Raw genomic sequence first — 19445 nt, forward strand, 5'->3', positions numbered from 1 at the left:
CTCCGGACGTCCGGGTAATCTGGGCGGATGGAGTTCAACGCCGTGATTTTGGCGGGAGGCAGGGCCACCCGCCTCGGAGGCGTGCCCAAGCCGTCGCTGACGTACGACGGCGCGTCGCTCCTTTCGCATGCCCTGCAGGCAGTCCGGGGTGCCGCAGCCGTGGTAGTCGTAGGGCCCGATGCTTCAGGATCCGGCGGTGTGCTGCTACCGGACAATGTGCTGAGGGCGCGGGAGGAACCGGCGTACGCGGGTCCGGCCGCTGCGATTGCAGCGGGCTTGGCCGCGTTGAAGAACCACGGCATGGGCGCTCCGTGGACGCTTGTCCTGGCTTGCGATATGCCGCATGCCTCCCGTGGCGTTGCACTCCTGTGGGAAGCACTTGCCTCACAGCCCGGGGTGGAGGGGGCCATGGCGGTCTCCGCGGACGGCCGGAAGCAACCGCTGCTGGGCGCCTACAGCACCGCAGCCATGGAACGGGAGGTAGGCGTAGCTTCGCAAGGTTCCGGGTTAACGAACTCTTCAGTGTTCCGGCTGCTTGCTAGGCTGAATGTGCTGGACGTTGCCGTCCCCGCAGGCTCTACGGATGACGTGGACACGTGGGAGGACGCAGCGGCCTTGGGCATTGACTACGAGTTGGAGGCGCACGTGAAGAGCCAGGAAGAGACGCTCGAGGAATGGTGCCGCACATTGCTGCAGGCGTTTGAGCTTGAAGGCGTTGAAGTGGACGTTAACGAGGTCCTGGCAGTGGCTGGCGTTGCTGCGCATTCAGTGGTGCGCCCCGCCGCACCCTTGACCACGTTCATCGCCGGATACGCCGCCGGCATGGCCCGCGGCATTGGCCAGGCCAGCGACGACGCGTCCATGAACGCTGCCTTGGACCTGGCCCGCAAAGTTGCCCAAGAGTATTCGGAGTCCGGGGCTGGCGCCGAATGACCCAGGCCCCCAACGAGGGCCATCACGCGGCACACACGTGGCATGAGGCTCGGCAGCGCGCGTTCGATGGCGCTGCTCCCATCCCGCCAGGCCCGGTCCCGCTGGGGTCTGCCCTTGGCCGCACCTTGGCATCGGATGCCCTGGCAGTGCAGGACATGCCCCACTATGCTTCTTCCGCCATGGATGGCTGGGCCGTCAATGGTAGCGGCCCGTGGATACTCAGTGAGCCGGGCCAGAGGCTTGCGCCTCACCAAGCCAGTCCCATTGTTACCGGTGGGCTGATACCTCCCGGGGCCAAAGCCGTGCTGCGCAGCGAGAGTGGCGTCATCACTACGGACGACGACGGCCTTCCGGTCCTTGCGTTGGGCGGCACCGCCAAACCGGGGGAGCCGCGCAACGGCCAACACATCCGCAGGGCTGCAGAAGAGGCAGCCGAGGGTGATGTCCTGCTCAAAGCCGGGACAGTGCTCAACCCGGCGCACATCGCGCTGGCAGCGTTGGCAGGCCTGGATCACGTGGAAGTCATGGGCAAACCACTGGTCAGGTTCCTTTTGACGGGTTCGGAGGTGGTGGCCCAAGGTATCCCGCGGCCTGGACAGGTCCGGGACACCTTCGGCCCGCAACTCGGCGCCGTGGTGGAACTCCTGGGCGGTATCGCCGGGGAGCAGCTCAGGGTGGGCGACAGTTATGGGGAGTGGCTCGCCGCACTTCAGGACACCGAGCCGTCCCCCGAGGAACTCAGCGCAGACGAACCGTACGCAGAAACTGAACCGCCTGCCGACGTCGTCATTACGACCGGCGGGACAGGGCGTTCGGGGACTGACCACTTCAGGCGGGCGGTGGCAGAACTTGGTGGCCGGTTGCTGATCGACGGTATTGCCATGCGGCCTGGACATCCGGCCGTGTTGGCGGAGTTGCCCGATGGCCGGTTCGTCCTGGGTCTGCCTGGAAATCCGCTTGCCGCGATGATGGCCTTATTTACCCTGGGGGCGCCCTTGCTGGCTGCCTTGGGCCACGGAAGCCTCCAGGAAGTGGGCGAAGTTCCTTGTGGAGCGATGATCGACGCGGAGCCCGGACGGACCCGCCTGATGCCTTTCAAACTGGTGTATGGCTTGGCGTCGCCGGCACAGCATGCTGGCCCGGGAATGATGCGTGGCCTGGCCGGTGCGGACGGGGTCATGGTGGTACCGCCGCATGGAGTCCAACTGGGCGAGCTGGTCCCGGCCTTTGCCTTGCCGTGGGGCAAACCGTTGCCCGCGCCGAAGACACCTGAAGACAAGCCCCGCAAGGCGCCGCCGCGGAGCCAAAAGAAGACCCCGCCAGGTCCGGTGGACTGGAGTGCCCTAGACGCATGAGGGCCGGGGCCAGCCTCCTGGTCGGTGCCCACAAAGTGCAATGATGGACTCATGAACAGGCATGCTCCCGAACAGGACATCAACGAAGATGACCTGCAAATCCATCCGCCCAAACAAGCTGCGGCAGGCCTTAAAGCCGTCACCGTTGCCCTTGAACGGGGATACGCCCAGGCCGGGGTGGCCCGCACGGTCCGGTCCATGCTCAGGGTCAACCAGCATGATGGCTTTGACTGCCCCGGGTGTGCATGGCCGGAATCCATAACCGGAAGGCGCAGTCCCGCTGAATTTTGCGAGAACGGGGCCAAGGCGATCGCCGAGGAAAGCACCACCCGGACCGTCGGTGCCGAATTCTGGGCGAAACATTCCCTGGCCGACCTTGAGGATAAGACGGAGTACTGGCTGGGGAGCCAGGGAAGATTGTCGGAACCCGTGGTCATCAAACCGGGCGACACTCACTACTCGCCCATCAGCTGGACCGAGGCATTCGCCCTGATCGGCGAGCACGTCAACGCCACCACGCCGGACAAGTGCGTCTTCTACACCTCCGGCAGGACGGCCAATGAGACGGCCTTCATGTATCAACTGTTTGCACGAAGCCTCGGCACCAATAACCTGCCGGACTGCTCCAACATGTGCCATGAATCCTCCGGGAGCGCGCTCAACCCAACCATCGGCATCGGCAAGGGCACTGTTTCCCTGGAGGACATCCACCACGCTGAGCTGGTACTGGTAGTAGGCCAGAACCCGGGAACCAACCATCCCCGCATGTTGTCCGCCCTCCGCGACTGCAAGAACAACGGCGGAAAGATTGTAGCCGTCAACCCGCTCCCCGAGGCCGGCCTCCTGAACTTCAAGGATCCGCAATCCCTCAACGGCGTCATCGGCGGCGGCACCACCATCGCGGATGAGTTCCTGCAGATCAAGGTCGGTGGCGACCTCGCGCTGTTCCAGGCGCTGGGCCACTTGCTCCTGGAGGAAGAGAAGCGAAACCCGGGCACCGTCGTCGACCATTCCTTCATTGAGCAGCAGACCGAAGGGTTCGCGGCCTACAGGGAAGCGCGTTCGGTGCTGGACTGGGACGAAACAGAACGGGCAACAGGGCTGACCAGGGAAGAAATCACCAAGGCTGCCGGCATGATGGCCGCGTCCAAGGCGACCATTATTTGCTGGGCCCTTGGACTGACCCAGCAGCCGCACTCGGTGGATACCCTGCGGGAAATCATCAACCTCCTGCTGCTCCAGGGAAACTTCGGCAAGCGCGGGGCCGGTGCGTGCCCCGTCCGTGGACACTCGAACGTCCAGGGTGACCGGACCATGGGCATTTGGGAGAAACCCAAGGAATCGTTCCTGGCCGCGTTGGACGCCGAATTCGGCTTCCACATGCCGCGCGACCACGGCTATGACTCCGTGGAAACCCAGCACGCCTTGGAAAAGGGAGACGTGAAGGTCTTCGTGTCCATGGGCGGAAACTTCGCAGCCGCGGGATCGGACACGGCGGCCCTGGAACAGGGGCTGAGGAACGCCGGGCTCACCGTCCACATTTCCACCAAGCCCAACCGCGCCCACGTGGTGCACGGCAAGACATCCCTGATCCTTCCCACGCTGGGGCGGACGGACACGGATGACAAACACCCCAAGGGAAAGCAGTTCCTGTCGGTGGAAGACTCCATGTCCGTCATCCATAAAACGCAGGGCCGGCTGGAGCCGGTCTCAGATCACCTGCTGAGCGAGCCGGTGATCGTGGCCCGCATGGCACAGGCGACACTGGGTGAGAACCACAGCGTCGACTGGCGGGCCATGGCAGAGGATTACGACGTGATCCGCGACCACATTGCCAGGGTCATTCCGGGCTTTGAGGACTTCAACGCCAGGGTCCGGACCAAGAACGGTTTTGTCCTTCCCAACCCGCCCAGGGATACCCGCACCTTCGCCACGGACATCGGCAAGGGGCGGTTCTCGGTGCGGCCACTTGAGTACCTGGAAGCCCCTGCCGGTCACTTGATCCTGCAGACGGTCCGCAGCCACGATCAGTACAACACCACGTTCTACGGCTTGGATGACCGGTACCGGGGCGTTTCCGATGGACGCCGGGTCATCCTGGTGCACCCCGGAGACATCGAGGATTTGGGATTCAAGGACCGTGACCTGGTGGATGTCATTTCCACGTTCGCAGGGACGGAACGGCGTGCCAACAAGTTCAGGCTCATCGGGTACCCCACGGCCAAGGGGTGTGCCGCAGCGTACTTCCCCGAAGCCAACGCATTGGTGCACCGCGAGCTGGTGGCCCGGGAATCCAACACCCCTGGCTACAAGGCCATGACCGTGCGTTTCGTCAAGAATGAAGAGAACGGATCCTGACATGGGACGAGTGACGCAGCGCCGCAAGGTGCACAAGTTTGTCCTGGACGGCTCGCCACAGGCACTGGAGCATCCCGTCCGCTTCAAGGAGGACGTGCTGGCAGTGGAGGAGCCCCTGGAAATCCGGTTGGGGGACATGTCCTTCTCCGTCACCATGCGCACCCCCGGGGACGACTTCGACCTCGTGGCGGGATTCCTTGTCTCGGAAGGCATCGTGTGGGAACCTTCGCAGCTGATCTCCGAACGGTTCTGCGCGGGGGAGAACGAAGACGGTGTGCAGACCTTCAACGTGGTGGACGCCCAGCTCAGGCCTGACGTGGTGAGGCCTGACACCGGGCGCAACGTCTACACGTCCAGCTCGTGCGGGATTTGCGGCACTGATTCCATCGACGCCGTCCGCAAGTCCTCCCATCACAGTCCCAAGGAAGACGACGTCACCATCCCGGTCAGGGCGCTTGCAGCTCTGCCGGACCGCCTCCGGGAGGCGCAGGCGGTCTTCGACAAGACCGGCGGCGTCCATGCTGCCGGCCTCTTCAGGATCCACGACGACGGCACCACCGAGCTGCTGTGCCTCCGCGAAGATGTGGGTAGGCACAACGCGGTGGACAAAGTGGTGGGCTGGGCCTTGCGTGCAGGAATGCTGCCGTTGAGGGGCACAGTGCTCCAGGTATCCGGCAGGGCATCCTTTGAACTCGTCCAGAAAGCTGCCATGGCCGGCATTCCTGTTCTGGCCGCCGTCAGTGCGCCGTCCAGCCTCGCGGCGGACCTGGCGGAGGAAACCGGAATTACGCTGGCGGGGTTCAGCCGCGGACACAGTCTGAACGTCTACGCCGGACGGGACAGGATCGTCGGGGAAACAGTCGAATCGGAGCGGCAGGTCGTCGGGGGATAGCAGGCAATCACTTGGCTATTAAGCTGGAACAACGTAGATTTTATCCATCGATTGGAAGCGCGGCGACCCCAGAATCGCCGCCCGTGCCCGGCACATCCGGGGCGGGGCTGCCAACCTTGTTATTCAGCTGAAGCCCAAAGGGGAATTAATTGCACGACGACCGCCGGATCACTGAACAGCGTCTTGACCGATTTGTTCGGGAACGCATTCTTCCGGCCATTTACGGCAGGGCCATACCGCTGCAGCTCAGCAGCTGGGATGCTCCGGGTGAGCCCGTGCCGGCTGCGGAGGCCATCCGCCAGCTCTTCACGCCCCAGGAACACGGCGCCCCCTGGGGAAAGGCCTGGAGCACCAAGTGGCTGCACCTTCAGGGCGAAGTTCCGCAGGACTGGGGCATGGCCGATTCCACGTCGGTGGAAATCATCGTGGACCTCGGCTTCAACAGCGACGCCCCCGGATTCCAGTGCGAAGGCACTGCCTGGCGTGCCGATGGCAGCATCATCAAAGCGATTTCCCCCCGGAACTTCCACGTCCCGCTCAAACTTCTGGGTGGTGGACTGTCCGTCGACTTCTATGTGGAGGCCGCCGCCAACCCGGACGTTGCGCAAGGCTGGTCCTTTGCACCCACACCGTTAGGGGATAAGGCCACCTCCGGCGACGATCCCCGGTACCGCCTGGGCCGCATCGCCATGGCAGAGCTGAACGAAACGGTCTGGGAACTGAACCAGGACATCTGGACGCTCAGCGGCCTCATGCATGAACTCCCTACTGAGCTTCCCCGCCGCCATGAAATCCTGCGGGCGCTGGAACGGATGCTGGACGTTATGGACCCGGACGATGTCGCCGGGACCGCGGCGGCAGGTCGCGAGGAGTTGAAAGTGGTCCTGGACCGTCCCGCGTATGCATCCGCGCACCAGCTCCTGGCCACCGGCCATGCGCACATCGACTCGGCTTGGCTGTGGCCGGTCCGTGAAACCATCCGCAAGTGTGCCCGGACGTTCTCCAACGTGGTGGCCCTCATGGACGAGGATCCGGATTTTGTGTTCTCCTGTTCCTCGGCCCAGCAGATGGCGTGGATCAAGGAGTACTTCCCGGAGCTCTTTGTCCGGATCCGGGAGAAGGTCAAAGCCGGTCAGTTCATTCCCGTAGGCGGCATGTGGGTGGAATCGGACACCAACATGCCCGGCGGCGAGGCGATGGCCCGCCAGTTCGTGGAGGGCAAGAGCTTCTTCCTGAAGGAGTTCGACGTCGAGTGCCAGGAAGCCTGGCTGCCTGACTCCTTCGGCTACTCCGGCGCCATCCCGCAGATCGTCAAGGAAGCCGGTTCCCGTTGGTTCCTGACACAGAAGATTTCCTGGAACAAGGTCAACCGGATGCCGCACCACACCTTCACGTGGGAAGGCATCGACGGAACCCGGTTGTTTACGCACTTCCCGCCGGTCGACTCGTACAACGCTGAACTGCACGGCCGCGAACTGGCCCACGCGGAGCGCAATTACCGGGACCACGGCCGGGGGACCATGTCCTTGGTGCCTTTCGGTTATGGCGACGGCGGTGGCGGCCCCACGCGCGAAATGGTGGCTGCTGCGCACCGTACGGCAGACCTGGAAGGTTCGCCTAAGGTCCGCATGGGCACCGCCAAGGACTTTTTCACGCAAGCTGAAGCCGAGTACACCAACCTGCCGGTCTGGGTGGGTGAAATGTACTTGGAAATGCACCGCGGTACCTATACCAGCCAAGCCAAGACCAAGCGTGGCAACCGCCGCAGCGAGCACCTTCTGCGGGAGGCCGAGCTGTGGTGCTCCACGGCTGCCGTCCGGCTCGGTGCGGACTATGCATACCCCCGGGACGAGTTGAAGCGGCTCTGGCGGCTTGTTCTCCTGCAGCAGTTCCACGACATCCTGCCGGGCAGTTCCATTGCCTGGGTGCACCAGGACGCCGAGCGCAACTATGAGGCCATTTCCCGTGACCTCGAGGCCATCATCAGCGACGCCGCGCAGGCCCTGGTGGGGGACGGCGACACAAGCTACCTGCTCAATGCGGCTCCGCATCGCCGCGACGGCGTGGCCGCCCTGGGTATCGGTGAAGGCGCCGGATCCGGCGTAGGCGTCCAGGTGGACCAGTCCGGGGAGAGCTTCATCCTGGACAACGGCGTCATCCGTGCAGTCCTGGACGGGAACGGCCTGCTCACGTCATTGGTGGATCACGCCAGCGGCCGTGACGCGATCGCCCCGGGACAAACCGGCAACCTGTTGGAGCTCTTCCGCGACACCCCTAATGAGTGGGATGCGTGGGATATCGAGGAGTTCTACCGTCGGAACGTCACCCAACTGACCCAAGCGGACACCATCGACCTTGAACGCACGCCAGCAGGCGCCGTCGTGGTGGTCCAGCGCAAGGTGGGCGCCTCCACCATCACCCAGCGCGTGACGCTCGACGCCGGCGCCAAGTCATTGGGCATCGCCACCACCGTGGACTGGCAGGAACGCGAAAAGATGCTGAAGATCGCCTTCCCGCTGGATGTGAGGGCGGATCGCTCGGCGTCGGAAACGCAGTTTGGCCACGTCTTCCGGCCCACCCATACCAACACCTCCTGGGAAGCGGCGAAGTTCGAGATTTGCGCCCACCGCTGGATCCACGTGGCCGAGCCCGGCTATGGAGTCGCGGTGAGCAACTCGTCGAGCTACGGGCACGATGTCACCAGGGCGGTTCGCCCCGACGGCGGAACCACGACGACGGTCAGGACCTCCCTGCTGAGGTCCGCCCGGTTCCCGGACCCGGAAGCAGACCGGGGAGAGCACACCCTGGAACTGTCCATCAGGCCAGGGGCAGCGATTGCCGACGCCGTGGAAGAGGGGTACCGGACCAACCTGAAGCCGAGGTTCGTCACCGGCGGACATGCTGTGGAGCCGCTGGTCTCGGTGTCCAACCCCGCCGTGGTGGTGGAAGCCGTGAAGCTGGCCGAGGACGGTTCAGGCGATGTCATCGTCCGGTTGTACGAATCGCTGGGTGAGCGCTCATCTGCCACTGTCAGGCCCGGTTTTGAGGCTGTTGGAGCGACGGCCACTGACCTGCTGGAGCGTGTGGCAGTGGCTCCAGGAGTGACCGTGGGGGAGGACTCGGAAGTCCACCTGGTGCTTCGTCCGTTCCAACTGGTGACACTGCGCTTCACGCGCTGACGGGTACCCCCGGCGTCAGATGCCGCCGGGGGTTACTCGACCAGGCGGGGGGCTATTCGACCAGTTCGACGTCCACTGCGTCTTTCAGGATTTGAACGCGCAAGGGGATCACCGCGTCGTAGCTCTTGAGTTCGGCTGCGATCTTCTTGGAGAACACTTCCTCCACCAGGACAGGCATGTCCTTCACTCCCGACAGGTAGCGCTTGGCTGCGAAGTCAAACTCTGACCTGTTGTTCTTGATGCGGGTGTTAAGTGCCTTGGCTTCGTCGGCAATTTTCAGCAATTCCTCATCAGAGGCGTTGCGTGCGGTCGCTTCATCCGTCTTCTGGACCAACTGGTCCTTGAGTCGGACAAACTCGTTGTAAGTCTCTTCAGACTTTGCCGTGATCCCGGCGTTCGATTCGAGCTGTCCTACCCGGTTGTCAAAGGTACGGGCAAATTCGACGTAGGCCACGTTCTTGGATTGCTTGAGTTGGCCGGCTGCTTCGCGGCAAGGGGCCGCGGCCTGGCTCAGCAAGGTTTGGCGCTCCCGAAGGTTGGCGGCCTTGGAACCGACAAACAGGCCGTTGCAGCCTGCACCGTCGGCCCTGAAGAGGCCTTCAAACTGTGGGTATGACTCCACCAGGCCTTCCATATGGTCGATGTAGCCTTCATACGAGTCTTCGAGTTGCCCGATGGCGACGCCGATTCCATCTTCACGGGACTCGTGGGCGGACTGTACTTTCTGCAGTGCGGACCGGGCCTCATCTGCAGCTTTCTGGAACTCGTCCCGTTCCTTGCGGGAGTTCTTCCCGGCCTCTTCCTGTGAGGCGGGGGCGTTCCGCGCTTTCTTGTAGGCAGCGAGGTATTCATTGGCTGCCGGCTGAAGCTTGGCCCGGGAATCCACCAGCGCGGTGAGCTGGCCATCCTTCAGCTGCTGCAGGCTTTCCTTGCGCTGCTGTCCGGATACTTGGGTCATGGTCACAACAGCCGCCGCGGCAATCACCAACAGGACAACAACGCTGGAGATCAGGATGAGGGCCAGTTTGCGCTTTTTGGGCGCCGGTTGCCCTGCGGGGTCCGGTTGCTGCGGGAGGTCCGGTTGACTTGTGGGTCCGGGTTCAATCGTCATGGCTATTCCCCGTCCTTGCCTGCAGCATCAAACTGGTCCGTGCGCTTCTTGAGGGCACTTTCAAAAGCTTTGTTGGAGTCATTGGCGTTATTGATGAGCTGGGTGTATTGCTCCTTCGCGGAGCTCTCATACTTTGTTTCGGCGGTTTTGAGTGCGTCGTTGATATCCAGCATCGCCAGGCCAGCCAGCATCCGTTTGGCCAGGCGCTCGAATTCGTCCTTGCCATCCAGGGCTTCCTGTTGTTTGTCCCGCTGTCCGCGGATGATGCCCTCAACCGAGGTCAGGAGTTCGGTTGTCCCGGCGTCGGTGTTCTCCTTGGCTGAGGCTATGGCCGTTAGGCAGGACTCTGCAGCCTTGACGTAATCTGCGGAGTAGGTCTCGCTGCCAACATTCAAGGACGAATGCAGGGGAGCGCAGGGACCACCAATGGATTGGGTAATGTTCGCCGTGTTGACCACCAGTTGATCGTTGTAGGCGATCACGGCTCCGTAGTGCTCTTTGAACCGGTTGTAGGCGTCGCGGATTTCCTGTTCCTGCACTGCCGGTGATGACCCCATCCGTTCCAAACGGTCCCGGTTTATCCCTGACTCGCGTTTCAAGCGGTCACCATCCTGGTTGAGGACCGTGTCCTTGGCCTCTTGCCCGGCGGTTTCGGACATCACGTTCGTCAGCCGGACCGAGAACTGGGTGACCAGCGGATCGTAGAGGTTCATTGAGTTGTCCAGTATGAGGCGTTCCTTGTCCAAACGGACCACATCTGCGCGCTGGACGCCTGCCGGGCGGGAGAGGGCAAACCACGTGCCGAGTCCTCCAGCCAGAACAGCGATGACAACCACCGCGACGATGATGATAGTACGCCGGGACTTTCTGCGGCCTGGTTGGGCTGCTGCATCCAAAGTCTCTTCCCCCATTTTCTTGAGTCTCCTAGACGTCGTGCTGTAGCCGTTTGACAAAAAGTTTGGTCCGTTCCTGCCGGGGTGCGCGCAGCACCTCGGCAGCGGGACCCCGTTCCACCACCACGCCGCCATCCATGAAGATGACCTCGTCCGCCACGTGCTGGGCGAAAGCAAGTTCATGGGTCACGATCACCATGGTCCAGCCCTCTTCAGCGAGTTCCTTGATGACGCCCAGGACGTCTCCCACCAATTCGGGGTCCAGCGCGGACGTAGGCTCGTCGAACAGGAGCAACTGGGGCTTGAGGGCAAGGGCCCTGACAATGCCCACACGCTGCTGCTGTCCGCCGGAGAGCTCAAAAGGGTATGCGTCGCGCTTGTCGGCAAGGCCAACCCGTTCCAGCAGGCGTTCGGCTTCGGCGATGGCTTCGGCACGCAGCCGCTTCTGGACCTGGACGGGGCCCTCGATAATGTTCTTCAGGACCGTCATGTGCGGGAACAGGTTGTAGTGCTGGAAGACCATGGCGCTCCGGTCCCGCAGTGCGGCGATCTCCTTCTTGCCAACTTTGGCATCGAAGTCGATGGCCAGACCGCCCGCGGCATCACTGTCCCCGAAGGTGACCGTGCCGCCGTCGGGAATTTCAAGGCCGTTGAGCGAGCGCAGGACGGTGGTCTTGCCTGAGCCTGAGGGACCGATCAGGGCTACCACCTGGCCGCGGCGGATATCGATGTCGATGTCCCGCAGCACCACGTTGCTTCCGAACGCCTTGGCGAGGTTCCTTGCTTTCAGGACAGACGTAGCGCTCGGCTCCGGGATGGATTCGTTAGTGGGCGACATAGCGGTCCAATCTCTTTTCCACGGCGGACTGCGCGGTGGAAAGGACCAGGCAGATGACCCAGTAGACCAGGGCTGCCTGCAAGTAGAGGATCAGGAACTCGTTGCTGAACGCCGCAATTTGCTGGGCGTTGCGGAAGAGTTCGGTGACCAGGATCAATGATGCGAGGGACGTGTCCTTCACCAGTGAAATAAAGGTGTTGGACAACGGCGGTACTGACACCCTTGCGGCTTGGGGGAGGATGATGCGGACCAGGGTCTGCGGGCGCGACATGCCGATGGTGTGGCCGGCTTCCCACTGGCCCTTGGGCACGGACAGGATGGCGGCGCGGATGATCTCGGCCGCGTAGCCGCCCACGTTCAGGGAGAACGCGATGATGGCGCTGGGCCAGGGATCCAGCCTGACCCCGATGCTGGGTAGCCCGAAGAAAATCACGAAGAGCTGCACCAGCAGGGGCGTGCCTCGGATGACCGATACGTAGAAGCGCCCCAGGCCCGAGAGAAACCAGTTGGGGCTCAGCCGCAACAGTGCAACCACCAACGCCAAAACCAGCCCGAAGGCGAACGAGGCAAGGGTCAGGGGTATGGTGCCCGTGACGGCGCCGGTAATGATCGGCCCGAAGGAACTCCAGATGAGGTCCCAGTTCATTTATTTGGTGACATCTGCGCCGAAGTACTTATCCGAAATCTTCGCAAGGGTGCCATCGGCCCGGAGATCGGCCAGCGCCTTGTCCACCGCTGCGGTGAGCTCGGTGGACCCCTTGCGGAAGACAAACGCACTCTCGGTCTTCTCCGGCGCTTCCGCCGCGACCTTCAGTCCGGAGTCGGGAGTGTTCTTGGCGTAGTCCAAGTAGGTGAGTTTGTCGTTCACGGTGGCATCCACGCGTCCCTGCTGCACCAGGGTGGCGGACTGCGCCCAGCCCTCAACCGCCTGGACATTGGCGCCGGCTTCAACGGCCATCTTGTAGAAGTTGCTGGTCAGCGATTGTGCCGTGGTTTTGCCCTTGAGGTCCGCGAAGCTGTTAATGCTGGTGTTGTCCGACTTGGTCACCACCACTCCGGTGGAGACGGTGTAGGGCGTGGAGAAGTCGTATTTGGCCTTGCGCTCGTCATTGATGGAAATCTGGTTGGCGATGGTGTCGAAGCGCTTGGAGTCCAGCCCGGCGAAGATGCCATCGAACTGCGTTTCCTGGAACGAGGCTTTCACGCCGAGTTTCCCGGCCACGGCCTGGGCGATCTCGACGTCGAATCCGGTCAGTTCGCCTGCGCCGTCAGCATGGAAGCTGAAGGGACGGTAGGTACCCTCGGTGGCGATCACCAATTCACCTTTGGACTTCACATCTGAAAGGGACGTGTCGCCGCCTGACTGTGCGGGCGTGGACCCGCCACCGCACGCAGAAAGTGCAAGGGCGGCCGAGGCCAGCGTAGCTGCGAGGACAGAGCGTCGGGTGCGAAGGCTGTTCATGGAGCCATCTTAGCCACCGTAAGGAACCTTGCTGGGTGTGGGGCCGCCGGCGACCGGCAACAGGGGCGTTAAAAAGGCTGAGTGGGGGCGGTCCCCAACAGCCCGCCACCACTCATCCCCCCAATTGTGTTCACGTGGGCGCCACATCCACCGGAAACCCGTTCTCTGATTCCGGTGTCAGGCTGCAACCGCGTTCACACATTCATGATTGTGCCACGATCTAATGGTTTTGTGAAAGTCTTACGCCGAGAGACGTCGTTTTCGGCGCGAATAGGCTTTCGAGAACCAGATCCCGGCCAACCCAATGGCCGTGGCCAGCACTGCGGAGTAGTTGATCAGCGAACGCAACCACAGGTGGACCAAGGGGATCAGGGGGAAGAGCTGGGAGATCAACAGCAGGGCCAGGCCGAGGAAGAGCAGGGCTGAGGCACCCCTGAGCAAGGCAGGGTAGCGGCCAACGATGGTCCGCCAGATCGCAGGCAACAAACAAGCCGACACATAGCCGGGATAAAAGCGCCCCAGCGCCGCGTAGGCCTCCATCGAAGGTCCCCACGTCAGCCCCGTCATGCCCACAGTGGAACCGCGTGTGTCCGTGATGACGAAGAAGAAAATGGTCAGCGCCACGGTGAATCCCAGGACGGTCAGCCCCCAGGGGCCGCGTATGGCGCGGACGGCTGACTGCGAGCCGAACCCCATGGCGATCTTGATGCCCATGAGCAGGAACGTTCCGTAGAGCAGGAACCGCAGGACCAGGTTAGTGACGTTGATTCCGCCCAAGAGTGCGTCGATGGCAAGGTAGGGCCCCTCGATGCTGAGGAGGATGTCCAGGGTGATCAACGCGAAGATGTAGAAAACCACCCGGTTCTCGCCCCGGATCAGGCTTGGGATCCGCGCAAGCGTAATTGCCAGGCAAACAACCAGCGTCACCCAAGGCAGGACAGCCGTCATCCGAGGTTCTCCCATATTCGTTCAGTACGTTCGTGGTCTTGTTCCTGGCGGCGCAGTGTCTTACCGAGGGCCAGGAGCCGTTCGCCGGCCAGGGTTACCAGTTCGCTTTGGGACATTTTGTCCAGCGCCTCCTGCCGGGCATTGGGTGGCCATCCGGCCTCGGCTTCGGTGATGAGCCCGCCCGCCACCAGTCCTCCGGCCGGTCCCACTCCTGCTGCCCGTGAGGTGGCGATGGCGAGTTCTGGTGGAAGCCTGTTGGCCGTCAAATGTGCGGAGAAGTTTTGCGGGGCGATCCCCGTGGTGTCGCTGACCCGGTGGCGTAACTCGCCGTCGTCGATTGCGTCCACCCAGTTCCGCACCGACGTAGGGTGCGGTGGTTCGGAAAGGTGGCCAGCGGGCGCGGAACCTGGTTCGCTTCGGTCCACTACCGCGCGCAGTAAATCGATGGTGGCGATCTGGCTCACGAGTTCGCAGCCCGTGGGCGGGACCGGCGCGCCGCGGAGTTCGGAGTAAAGATCGAAAGTGGACAGTGCTTCCACGGGGCTCAGCTGGAAGCCGCGGCTGATACTCACCAAAGTGGACTCGGCAACCTTGCCGCGGACCAACTGCTGGGCCAGTGTTGTCCGCTTGATGCCGGCGATCCTGCAGACGTCAGCTGTACTGGCATCGGGCGCAACGCCGTGAAGCCAGCGCTGGAACGCCTTGGACTGTAAGGGCATGTGGAACTTTCCGGGAAGGGTCGCGGGGCAGGACAGGAGTAGGCCGTAAGTGGGAGTACGAATCGATTTTACGCGGACGCCACATTGAATTATGCTTGATGCTTGAACCCGTTGGTCCGTACACCCCCCAAGTCCGGACCAACGGGTTTTTCCATGCCTGCGGGAATCGCGGCCTGAATTCCTGCGTTTTCCCTGCTGGAGGATACACAAATGACAGCAACCTTGGTGGCCAAGAATCTTGCCGGTGGCCACGGCCATCGAACACTCTTTTCCGAACTTTCCCTGACGGTGGCTCCCGGCGACGTTGTCGGCGTCGTCGGCGCGAACGGTGCCGGCAAATCCACGCTGCTGCGGATCCTTGCCGGCGTGGACCAGCCCCAAGCGGGCAGCGTCAGCCTGGCGCCGTCGGACGCGTTTGTTGGCTGGTTGCCGCAGGAGCACGAGCGCACTGCCGGCGAAACAATCGGGGCCTACATTGCCCGGCGCACCGGCTGCGCCCAGGCAACGACAGAGATGGAATCCACCGCAGAGGCCCTCGGCTCCGGGGCTCCCGGCGCCGATGATGCCTACTCCCTGGCCTTCGACCGCTGGATGGCGTCAGGGGCAGCAGACCTGGAAGACCGTATCCCGGCCGTGCTGGCGGACCTCGGGCTGGAGCTTGGCGCAGAGGCCCTCATGACCGGACTTTCCGGCGGACAGGCCGCGCGCGTGGCATTGGCTGCATTGCTGCTCAGCCGCTTCGACGTCGTCCTCCTTGACGAACCCACCAACGATCTTGACCTCGACGGCCTGGCCCGCCTGGAGGCTTTCGTCCAGGGCCTGCGCGGCGGCGTGGTGCTGGTGTCCCACGACCGTGAATTCCTGGCCCGCTGCGTCACTACCGTGGTGGAACTGGACCTCGCCCAGAATTCCGTGGCCGTTTATGACGGCGGATACGAGGCCTTCCTCGAAGAGCGTGCAGTAGCCAGGCGCCACGCCCGTGAACGCTACGAAGAGTTCGCCAACACCAAGGCAGACCTGGTGTCCCGCGCGCGCACCCAACGGGAATGGAGTTCCCAAGGCGTCCGGAACGCCATGAAGAAGAACCCGGACAACGACAAGATCCGGCGCGCCGCGAGCAGCGAATCCTCGGAGAAGCAGGCCCAGAAGGTCCGCCAGATGGAGTCCCGGATTGCCAGGCTCACCGAGGTCGAAGAACCTCGCAAGGAATGGCAGCTTCAGTTCAGCATCGGCCAGGCACCCCGCTCCAGTGCCGTCGTCGCCACCTTGCGTGACGTCGTCGCGCGCCAAGGTGACTTCACGCTGGGACCGGTGAACCTCCAACTCAACGGCGGCGAACGCATCGGCATCACAGGACCGAACGGGGCCGGCAAGTCGACGCTCCTGCGCCTGCTGCTGGGAACGCAGGAACCGGACGACGGCGATGCCTCCATGGGCGCCTCCGTCGCCATCGGCGAAATCGACCAGGCGCGTGGACTGCTCGACGGCGGGCAGCCGCTCGGAGATGCAGTGGAAGCCGTGCTGGTGGGCTGGAACAGTGCGGATGTCCGGACGCTTTTGGCCAAGTTCGGCCTGAAGGCGGACCACACCGCTCGGACAGTGGATTCGTTGTCCCCGGGGGAGCGGACCCGTGCTGCCCTGGCCCTGCTGCAGGCCCGTGGCGTCAACCTCCTGGTGCTGGACGAGCCCACCAACCATTTGGACCTCCCTGCGATCGAGCAGCTTGAAGAGGCGCTGGAAAGCTACGAGGGCGCGCTACTGCTGGTCACCCATGACCGCCGGCTGTTGGAAAACGTTCGGCTCGATTCCCGCTGGCACCTCGAGAACGGCCAAGTCCAGGAACTTCACCACACCCCAAGCCAGGAGAAATAACCATGAGCATGGACCGCGTGGCCTGGAGCTCGCTGTACAACATCACCACGGCCAAGATCGGATCGAAACCGTTCTCCAAGGAAACGCTGAAGCGCGTCATGGCTTTTGCTGCCCCGCACAAGGCCAAGCTCATTGCCTTCGTGATCGCTTCCATCGCAGGTGCTTTCCTGGCTGTTGCGACGCCCGTGCTGGCAGGTCAGGTAGTTGACGCCATCATCGCCAACGCCGGTGTTGGAACGGTGATTTGGCTCGCCGTCCTGATCGCCATCGTCGCCGTAGGCGAGGCCGGCGTGGGGCTGGTGACCCGCTGGCTGTCATCCATCATTGGCGAGGGCGTCATTGTGGATCTCCGCACCCGCGTCTTTGACCATGTGCAGCGCATGCCCATTGCCTTCTTCACCAGGACCCGCACCGGTGCCCTGGTCAGCCGACTGAACAATGACGTCATCGGAGCGCAGTCCGCCTTCGCCGGCACGCTGTCCGGAGTGGTCAGCAACGTGGTGGCTTTGGCCCTCACACTTGCGGTCATGCTGAACACGTCATGGTTGGTGACCGTGCTGGCCATGGTCCTGCTGCCCATCTTCCTGATCCCTGCCCGGCGCATGGGCTCCAAGTTGGCGGACCTCCGCCGTGAGGCTGCTGCGCACAACGCGGCCATGGGTACGCAGATGACCGAACGGTTCTCCGCGCCGGGTGCCACCCTGGTGAAGCTGTTCGGCCGCCCCGACGAGGAATCCCGGGAATTCGCTGCCCGCGCGGGACGGGTGCGGGACATCGGTATCCGGACTGCGATGCTGCAGTTCACCTTCGTCACGGCACTGACCTTGGTGTCGGCGTTGGCTCTTGCCCTGGTCTACGGACTCGGCGGCTGGCTGGCCATCGGCGGGCAACTGGCGCCCGGTGACGTGGTGGTCCTGGCGCTCCTGCTGACCCGCCTCTACGCTCCGCTGACAGCGCTGTCCAACGCCCGTGTGGAAATCATGAGCGCGCTGGTCAGCTTCGAGCGGGTGTTTGAGATCCTGGACCTGCAGCCCCTGATCACCCAGAAACCGGACGCCGTGGAAGTTCCGGCCGGACCCGTGGCCGTGGAGTTCGACGACGTCCGCTTCTCCTACCCTTCCGCGGATAAAGTGTCCCTTGCCTCGTTGGAAGAGGTGGCAACCCTGGACACCCGGGGCGGCGAGGAAGTCCTGCACGGGATCAGCTTCAGGGTGGAACCCGGCCAGACTGTGGCCTTGGTGGGCTCCTCGGGTGCGGGCAAGTCCACAGTGGCCCAGCTGCTCTCGCGTTTGTACGACGTCGATTCAGGCGCCGTGCGCCTTGGCGGACAGAACCCCGGAACCGGTGTGGATGTCCGCGATCTAAGTTTCGATTCCCTGCGGGACACGATGGGCATGGTGACCCAGGACGGCCACCTGTTCCACGAAAGCATCGCGTCCAACCTGCGCCTCGCCCGTCCGGATGCCACCGAAGACGACATGTGGGATGTGCTCCGCCGGGCACGCCTGGAACCGATGATCCGGTCATTGCCTGACGGCTTGGAAACCGTGGTGGGGGAGCGCGGCTACCGGCTCTCCGGCGGTGAACGCCAACGCCTCACCATTGCCCGCCTCCTGATCAAGCAGCCGCGGGTTGTGATCCTCGACGAAGCCACTGCGGCCTTGGATTCCACCAACGAAGCCGCCGTGCAGGCGGCCTTGGGCGAGGCGCTCGAGGGGCGTACCGCCGTCGTGATTGCGCACAGGCTGTCCACCATCCGTGCGGCGGACGCCATTTTGGTGGTTGAGGACGGCAGGATCGTGGAACGCGGCACGCACACCGAACTGCTTGCGGCAGAGGGAAGGTACGCCGAGCTGTATCAAACCCAATTCGCCGAAGCCACAGCGGTGGCCCAGGAAGCCGTCCCGGAGCTGTAGCTGATCTGCTACCTACTTGGGCGTGGTCAGCAGCGGGATGACGTGGTCCGTCAGCAGGGGCGCAAGGTCCGTGGGCAACGGCCCGTTCAGGTCCAGCCAACGAATCTCGGCGATCTCCGCCGAAGGGTGCGCCTCCCAGGTTCCGGGAGCGGTGAAGACTGTGGCCTCAATGTTCGTTGCTGCTTCGTTGGCGGCCACGGCAAGCCAGACACCAAGGGGCTGGAGCCGGTCCGCTGCTACTTCGATGCCGACTTCTTCAGACAGTTCCCGCGAAGCTGCTTCAACCGCTGTTTCGCCGGGCTCGGGCTTGCCGCCCGGATGCATGAACTTATCCGTCCCGCGCTTGCGAACGGTGAGCAGGTGGCCTTCGTCGTTGTAGACGCAAACGGCGCTGACCACGATGAGGTCCGTAGTGGTCACAATTGCCTCCCGGCGTTGAGTCGGACCAGGTGCGATTCCAGGAGCAAATCCTTGGCGGGCCCATGGACATCCCACGTAAAGCTGAACGAATCCGGGCCCTCAAGGACGTAGTTGACGCGGTAATCGTCGGGATCGCACCAATGCTTGTCCTGGTTGCCCTGCTCAGAGAAGCTCATGATGTGGAAGGGCCTGCCGTCAGGAAAGAACACGTCCATCGAATCCGTGGCGGCGCCTGGTGTGAGGACATACTCGCGGAAAGCCGGGCCGGAATGGGTAGGCCAGTGCATGGTGCCGTCTTCGCGGTAGTCCAGGCCGCCGTCGGGGTTCAGTGCATAACGCACGACGCCGGTAAAAGTACCGCGGGTGCCGGAGGCCCGGTCCAGGAGTGTCCGCTCCACAGTCCAGCTGCCGGCCAAGTAGGCCTGCAAGTCCTGGATGGGTTCCTGGTGGTTCAAGTGCCCTCGATTGGAATCGAACCAACGACACCGGCTTTAGGAGAGCCGTGCTCTATCCACTGAGCTACGAGGGCCTGTGTGTCCATGGCTCTGA

Annotated in this window: 16 protein-coding genes and 1 tRNA gene; 7 read left to right on the forward strand and 10 right to left on the reverse strand. The window is 63.2% G+C overall.

From position 1 onward, the window contains the following. Nucleotides 1–27: 27 nt before the first annotated feature. The 5 genes from J3D46_RS09755 to J3D46_RS09775 all read left to right on the forward strand — a co-directional run bounded on the left by J3D46_RS09755 (nucleotide 28) and on the right by J3D46_RS09775 (nucleotide 8717). Nucleotides 28–933 carry an NTP transferase domain-containing protein gene (locus J3D46_RS09755; RefSeq protein WP_253466657.1) on the forward strand — a complete coding sequence of 302 codons (906 nt, stop codon included), beginning with the start codon at nucleotides 28–30 and terminating at the stop codon, nucleotides 931–933. Beyond that, on the forward strand, nucleotides 930–2288 hold the full coding sequence (locus tag J3D46_RS09760) for a molybdopterin molybdotransferase MoeA (protein ID WP_231339602.1): 1359 nt from the start codon (nucleotides 930–932) through the stop codon (nucleotides 2286–2288). Before J3D46_RS09755 ends, J3D46_RS09760 begins: the two co-directional genes overlap by 4 nt. A 51-nt stretch (nucleotides 2289–2339) precedes the next feature. After that, nucleotides 2340–4646 carry an FdhF/YdeP family oxidoreductase gene (locus J3D46_RS09765; RefSeq protein WP_253466660.1) on the forward strand — a complete coding sequence of 769 codons (2307 nt, stop codon included), beginning with the start codon at nucleotides 2340–2342 and terminating at the stop codon, nucleotides 4644–4646. Nucleotide 4647: 1 nt separating this feature from the next. Further along, entirely contained in the window at nucleotides 4648–5538 is an 891-nt protein-coding gene (fdhD, locus tag J3D46_RS09770) for a formate dehydrogenase accessory sulfurtransferase FdhD (RefSeq protein ID WP_253466663.1), read from the forward strand. A gap of 149 nt (nucleotides 5539–5687) precedes the next feature. After that, nucleotides 5688–8717: a glycoside hydrolase family 38 C-terminal domain-containing protein gene (locus J3D46_RS09775; protein ID WP_253466666.1), complete on the forward strand. Its 3030-nt coding sequence runs from the start codon at nucleotides 5688–5690 to the stop codon at nucleotides 8715–8717. Nucleotides 8718–8769: 52 nt separating this feature from the next. Here J3D46_RS09775 and J3D46_RS09780 read toward each other — a convergent pair whose 3' ends face one another. The 7 genes from J3D46_RS09780 to J3D46_RS09810 all read right to left on the reverse strand — a co-directional run bounded on the left by J3D46_RS09780 (nucleotide 8770) and on the right by J3D46_RS09810 (nucleotide 14688). Then, complete coding sequence (locus J3D46_RS09780; protein ID WP_253466669.1) at nucleotides 8770–9828, reverse strand: hypothetical protein; 1059 nt, start codon at nucleotides 9826–9828, stop codon at nucleotides 8770–8772. A gap of 2 nt (nucleotides 9829–9830) precedes the next feature. Then, entirely contained in the window at nucleotides 9831–10739 is a 909-nt protein-coding gene (locus tag J3D46_RS09785; RefSeq protein WP_253466672.1) for a hypothetical protein, read from the reverse strand. A gap of 13 nt (nucleotides 10740–10752) precedes the next feature. Beyond that, entirely contained in the window at nucleotides 10753–11559 is an 807-nt protein-coding gene (locus J3D46_RS09790; RefSeq protein ID WP_253466674.1) for an amino acid ABC transporter ATP-binding protein, read from the reverse strand. Next, a complete protein-coding gene (locus J3D46_RS09795) occupies nucleotides 11546–12205 on the reverse strand; it encodes an amino acid ABC transporter permease (RefSeq protein ID WP_231339595.1) in 660 nt (219 codons plus the stop codon). The genes J3D46_RS09790 and J3D46_RS09795 overlap by 14 nt, the downstream gene beginning before the upstream one ends. Next, a complete protein-coding gene (locus J3D46_RS09800) occupies nucleotides 12206–13021 on the reverse strand; it encodes an amino acid ABC transporter substrate-binding protein (RefSeq protein ID WP_231339594.1) in 816 nt (271 codons plus the stop codon). Between the two features lie 240 nt (nucleotides 13022–13261). After that, nucleotides 13262–13969: a hypothetical protein gene (locus J3D46_RS09805; protein WP_231339593.1), complete on the reverse strand. Its 708-nt coding sequence runs from the start codon at nucleotides 13967–13969 to the stop codon at nucleotides 13262–13264. Further along, a complete protein-coding gene (locus tag J3D46_RS09810) occupies nucleotides 13966–14688 on the reverse strand; it encodes a hypothetical protein (RefSeq protein WP_231339592.1) in 723 nt (240 codons plus the stop codon). The genes J3D46_RS09805 and J3D46_RS09810 overlap by 4 nt, the downstream gene beginning before the upstream one ends. A gap of 210 nt (nucleotides 14689–14898) precedes the next feature. On the opposite strand from J3D46_RS09810, the gene J3D46_RS09815 reads away from it, so the two are divergent. Continuing rightward, nucleotides 14899–16560: an ABC-F family ATP-binding cassette domain-containing protein gene (locus J3D46_RS09815; protein ID WP_253466676.1), complete on the forward strand. Its 1662-nt coding sequence runs from the start codon at nucleotides 14899–14901 to the stop codon at nucleotides 16558–16560. A gap of 2 nt (nucleotides 16561–16562) precedes the next feature. Further along, the gene (locus J3D46_RS09820) at nucleotides 16563–18476 is read left to right on the forward strand and encodes an ABC transporter ATP-binding protein (RefSeq protein ID WP_253466678.1); all 1914 of its coding nucleotides are present in this window, start codon (nucleotides 16563–16565) and stop codon (nucleotides 18474–18476) included. Between the two features lie 12 nt (nucleotides 18477–18488). On the opposite strand, the gene J3D46_RS09825 is transcribed toward J3D46_RS09820, so the two are convergent. The 3 genes from J3D46_RS09825 to J3D46_RS09835 form a co-directional block, all read right to left on the reverse strand. After that, the gene (locus J3D46_RS09825) at nucleotides 18489–18896 is read right to left on the reverse strand and encodes an NUDIX domain-containing protein (protein ID WP_253466680.1); all 408 of its coding nucleotides are present in this window, start codon (nucleotides 18894–18896) and stop codon (nucleotides 18489–18491) included. After that, a complete protein-coding gene (locus tag J3D46_RS09830; RefSeq protein ID WP_253466682.1) occupies nucleotides 18893–19351 on the reverse strand; it encodes a DUF6314 family protein in 459 nt (152 codons plus the stop codon). The genes J3D46_RS09825 and J3D46_RS09830 overlap by 4 nt, the downstream gene beginning before the upstream one ends. A 1-nt stretch (nucleotide 19352) precedes the next feature. Continuing rightward, a tRNA-Arg gene (locus tag J3D46_RS09835) sits at nucleotides 19353–19425 on the reverse strand. Between the last annotated feature and the right edge of the window lie 20 nt (nucleotides 19426–19445).

The organism is Paenarthrobacter sp. A20 (genome assembly GCF_024168825.1).
GTDB lineage: Bacteria > Actinomycetota > Actinomycetes > Actinomycetales > Micrococcaceae > Arthrobacter.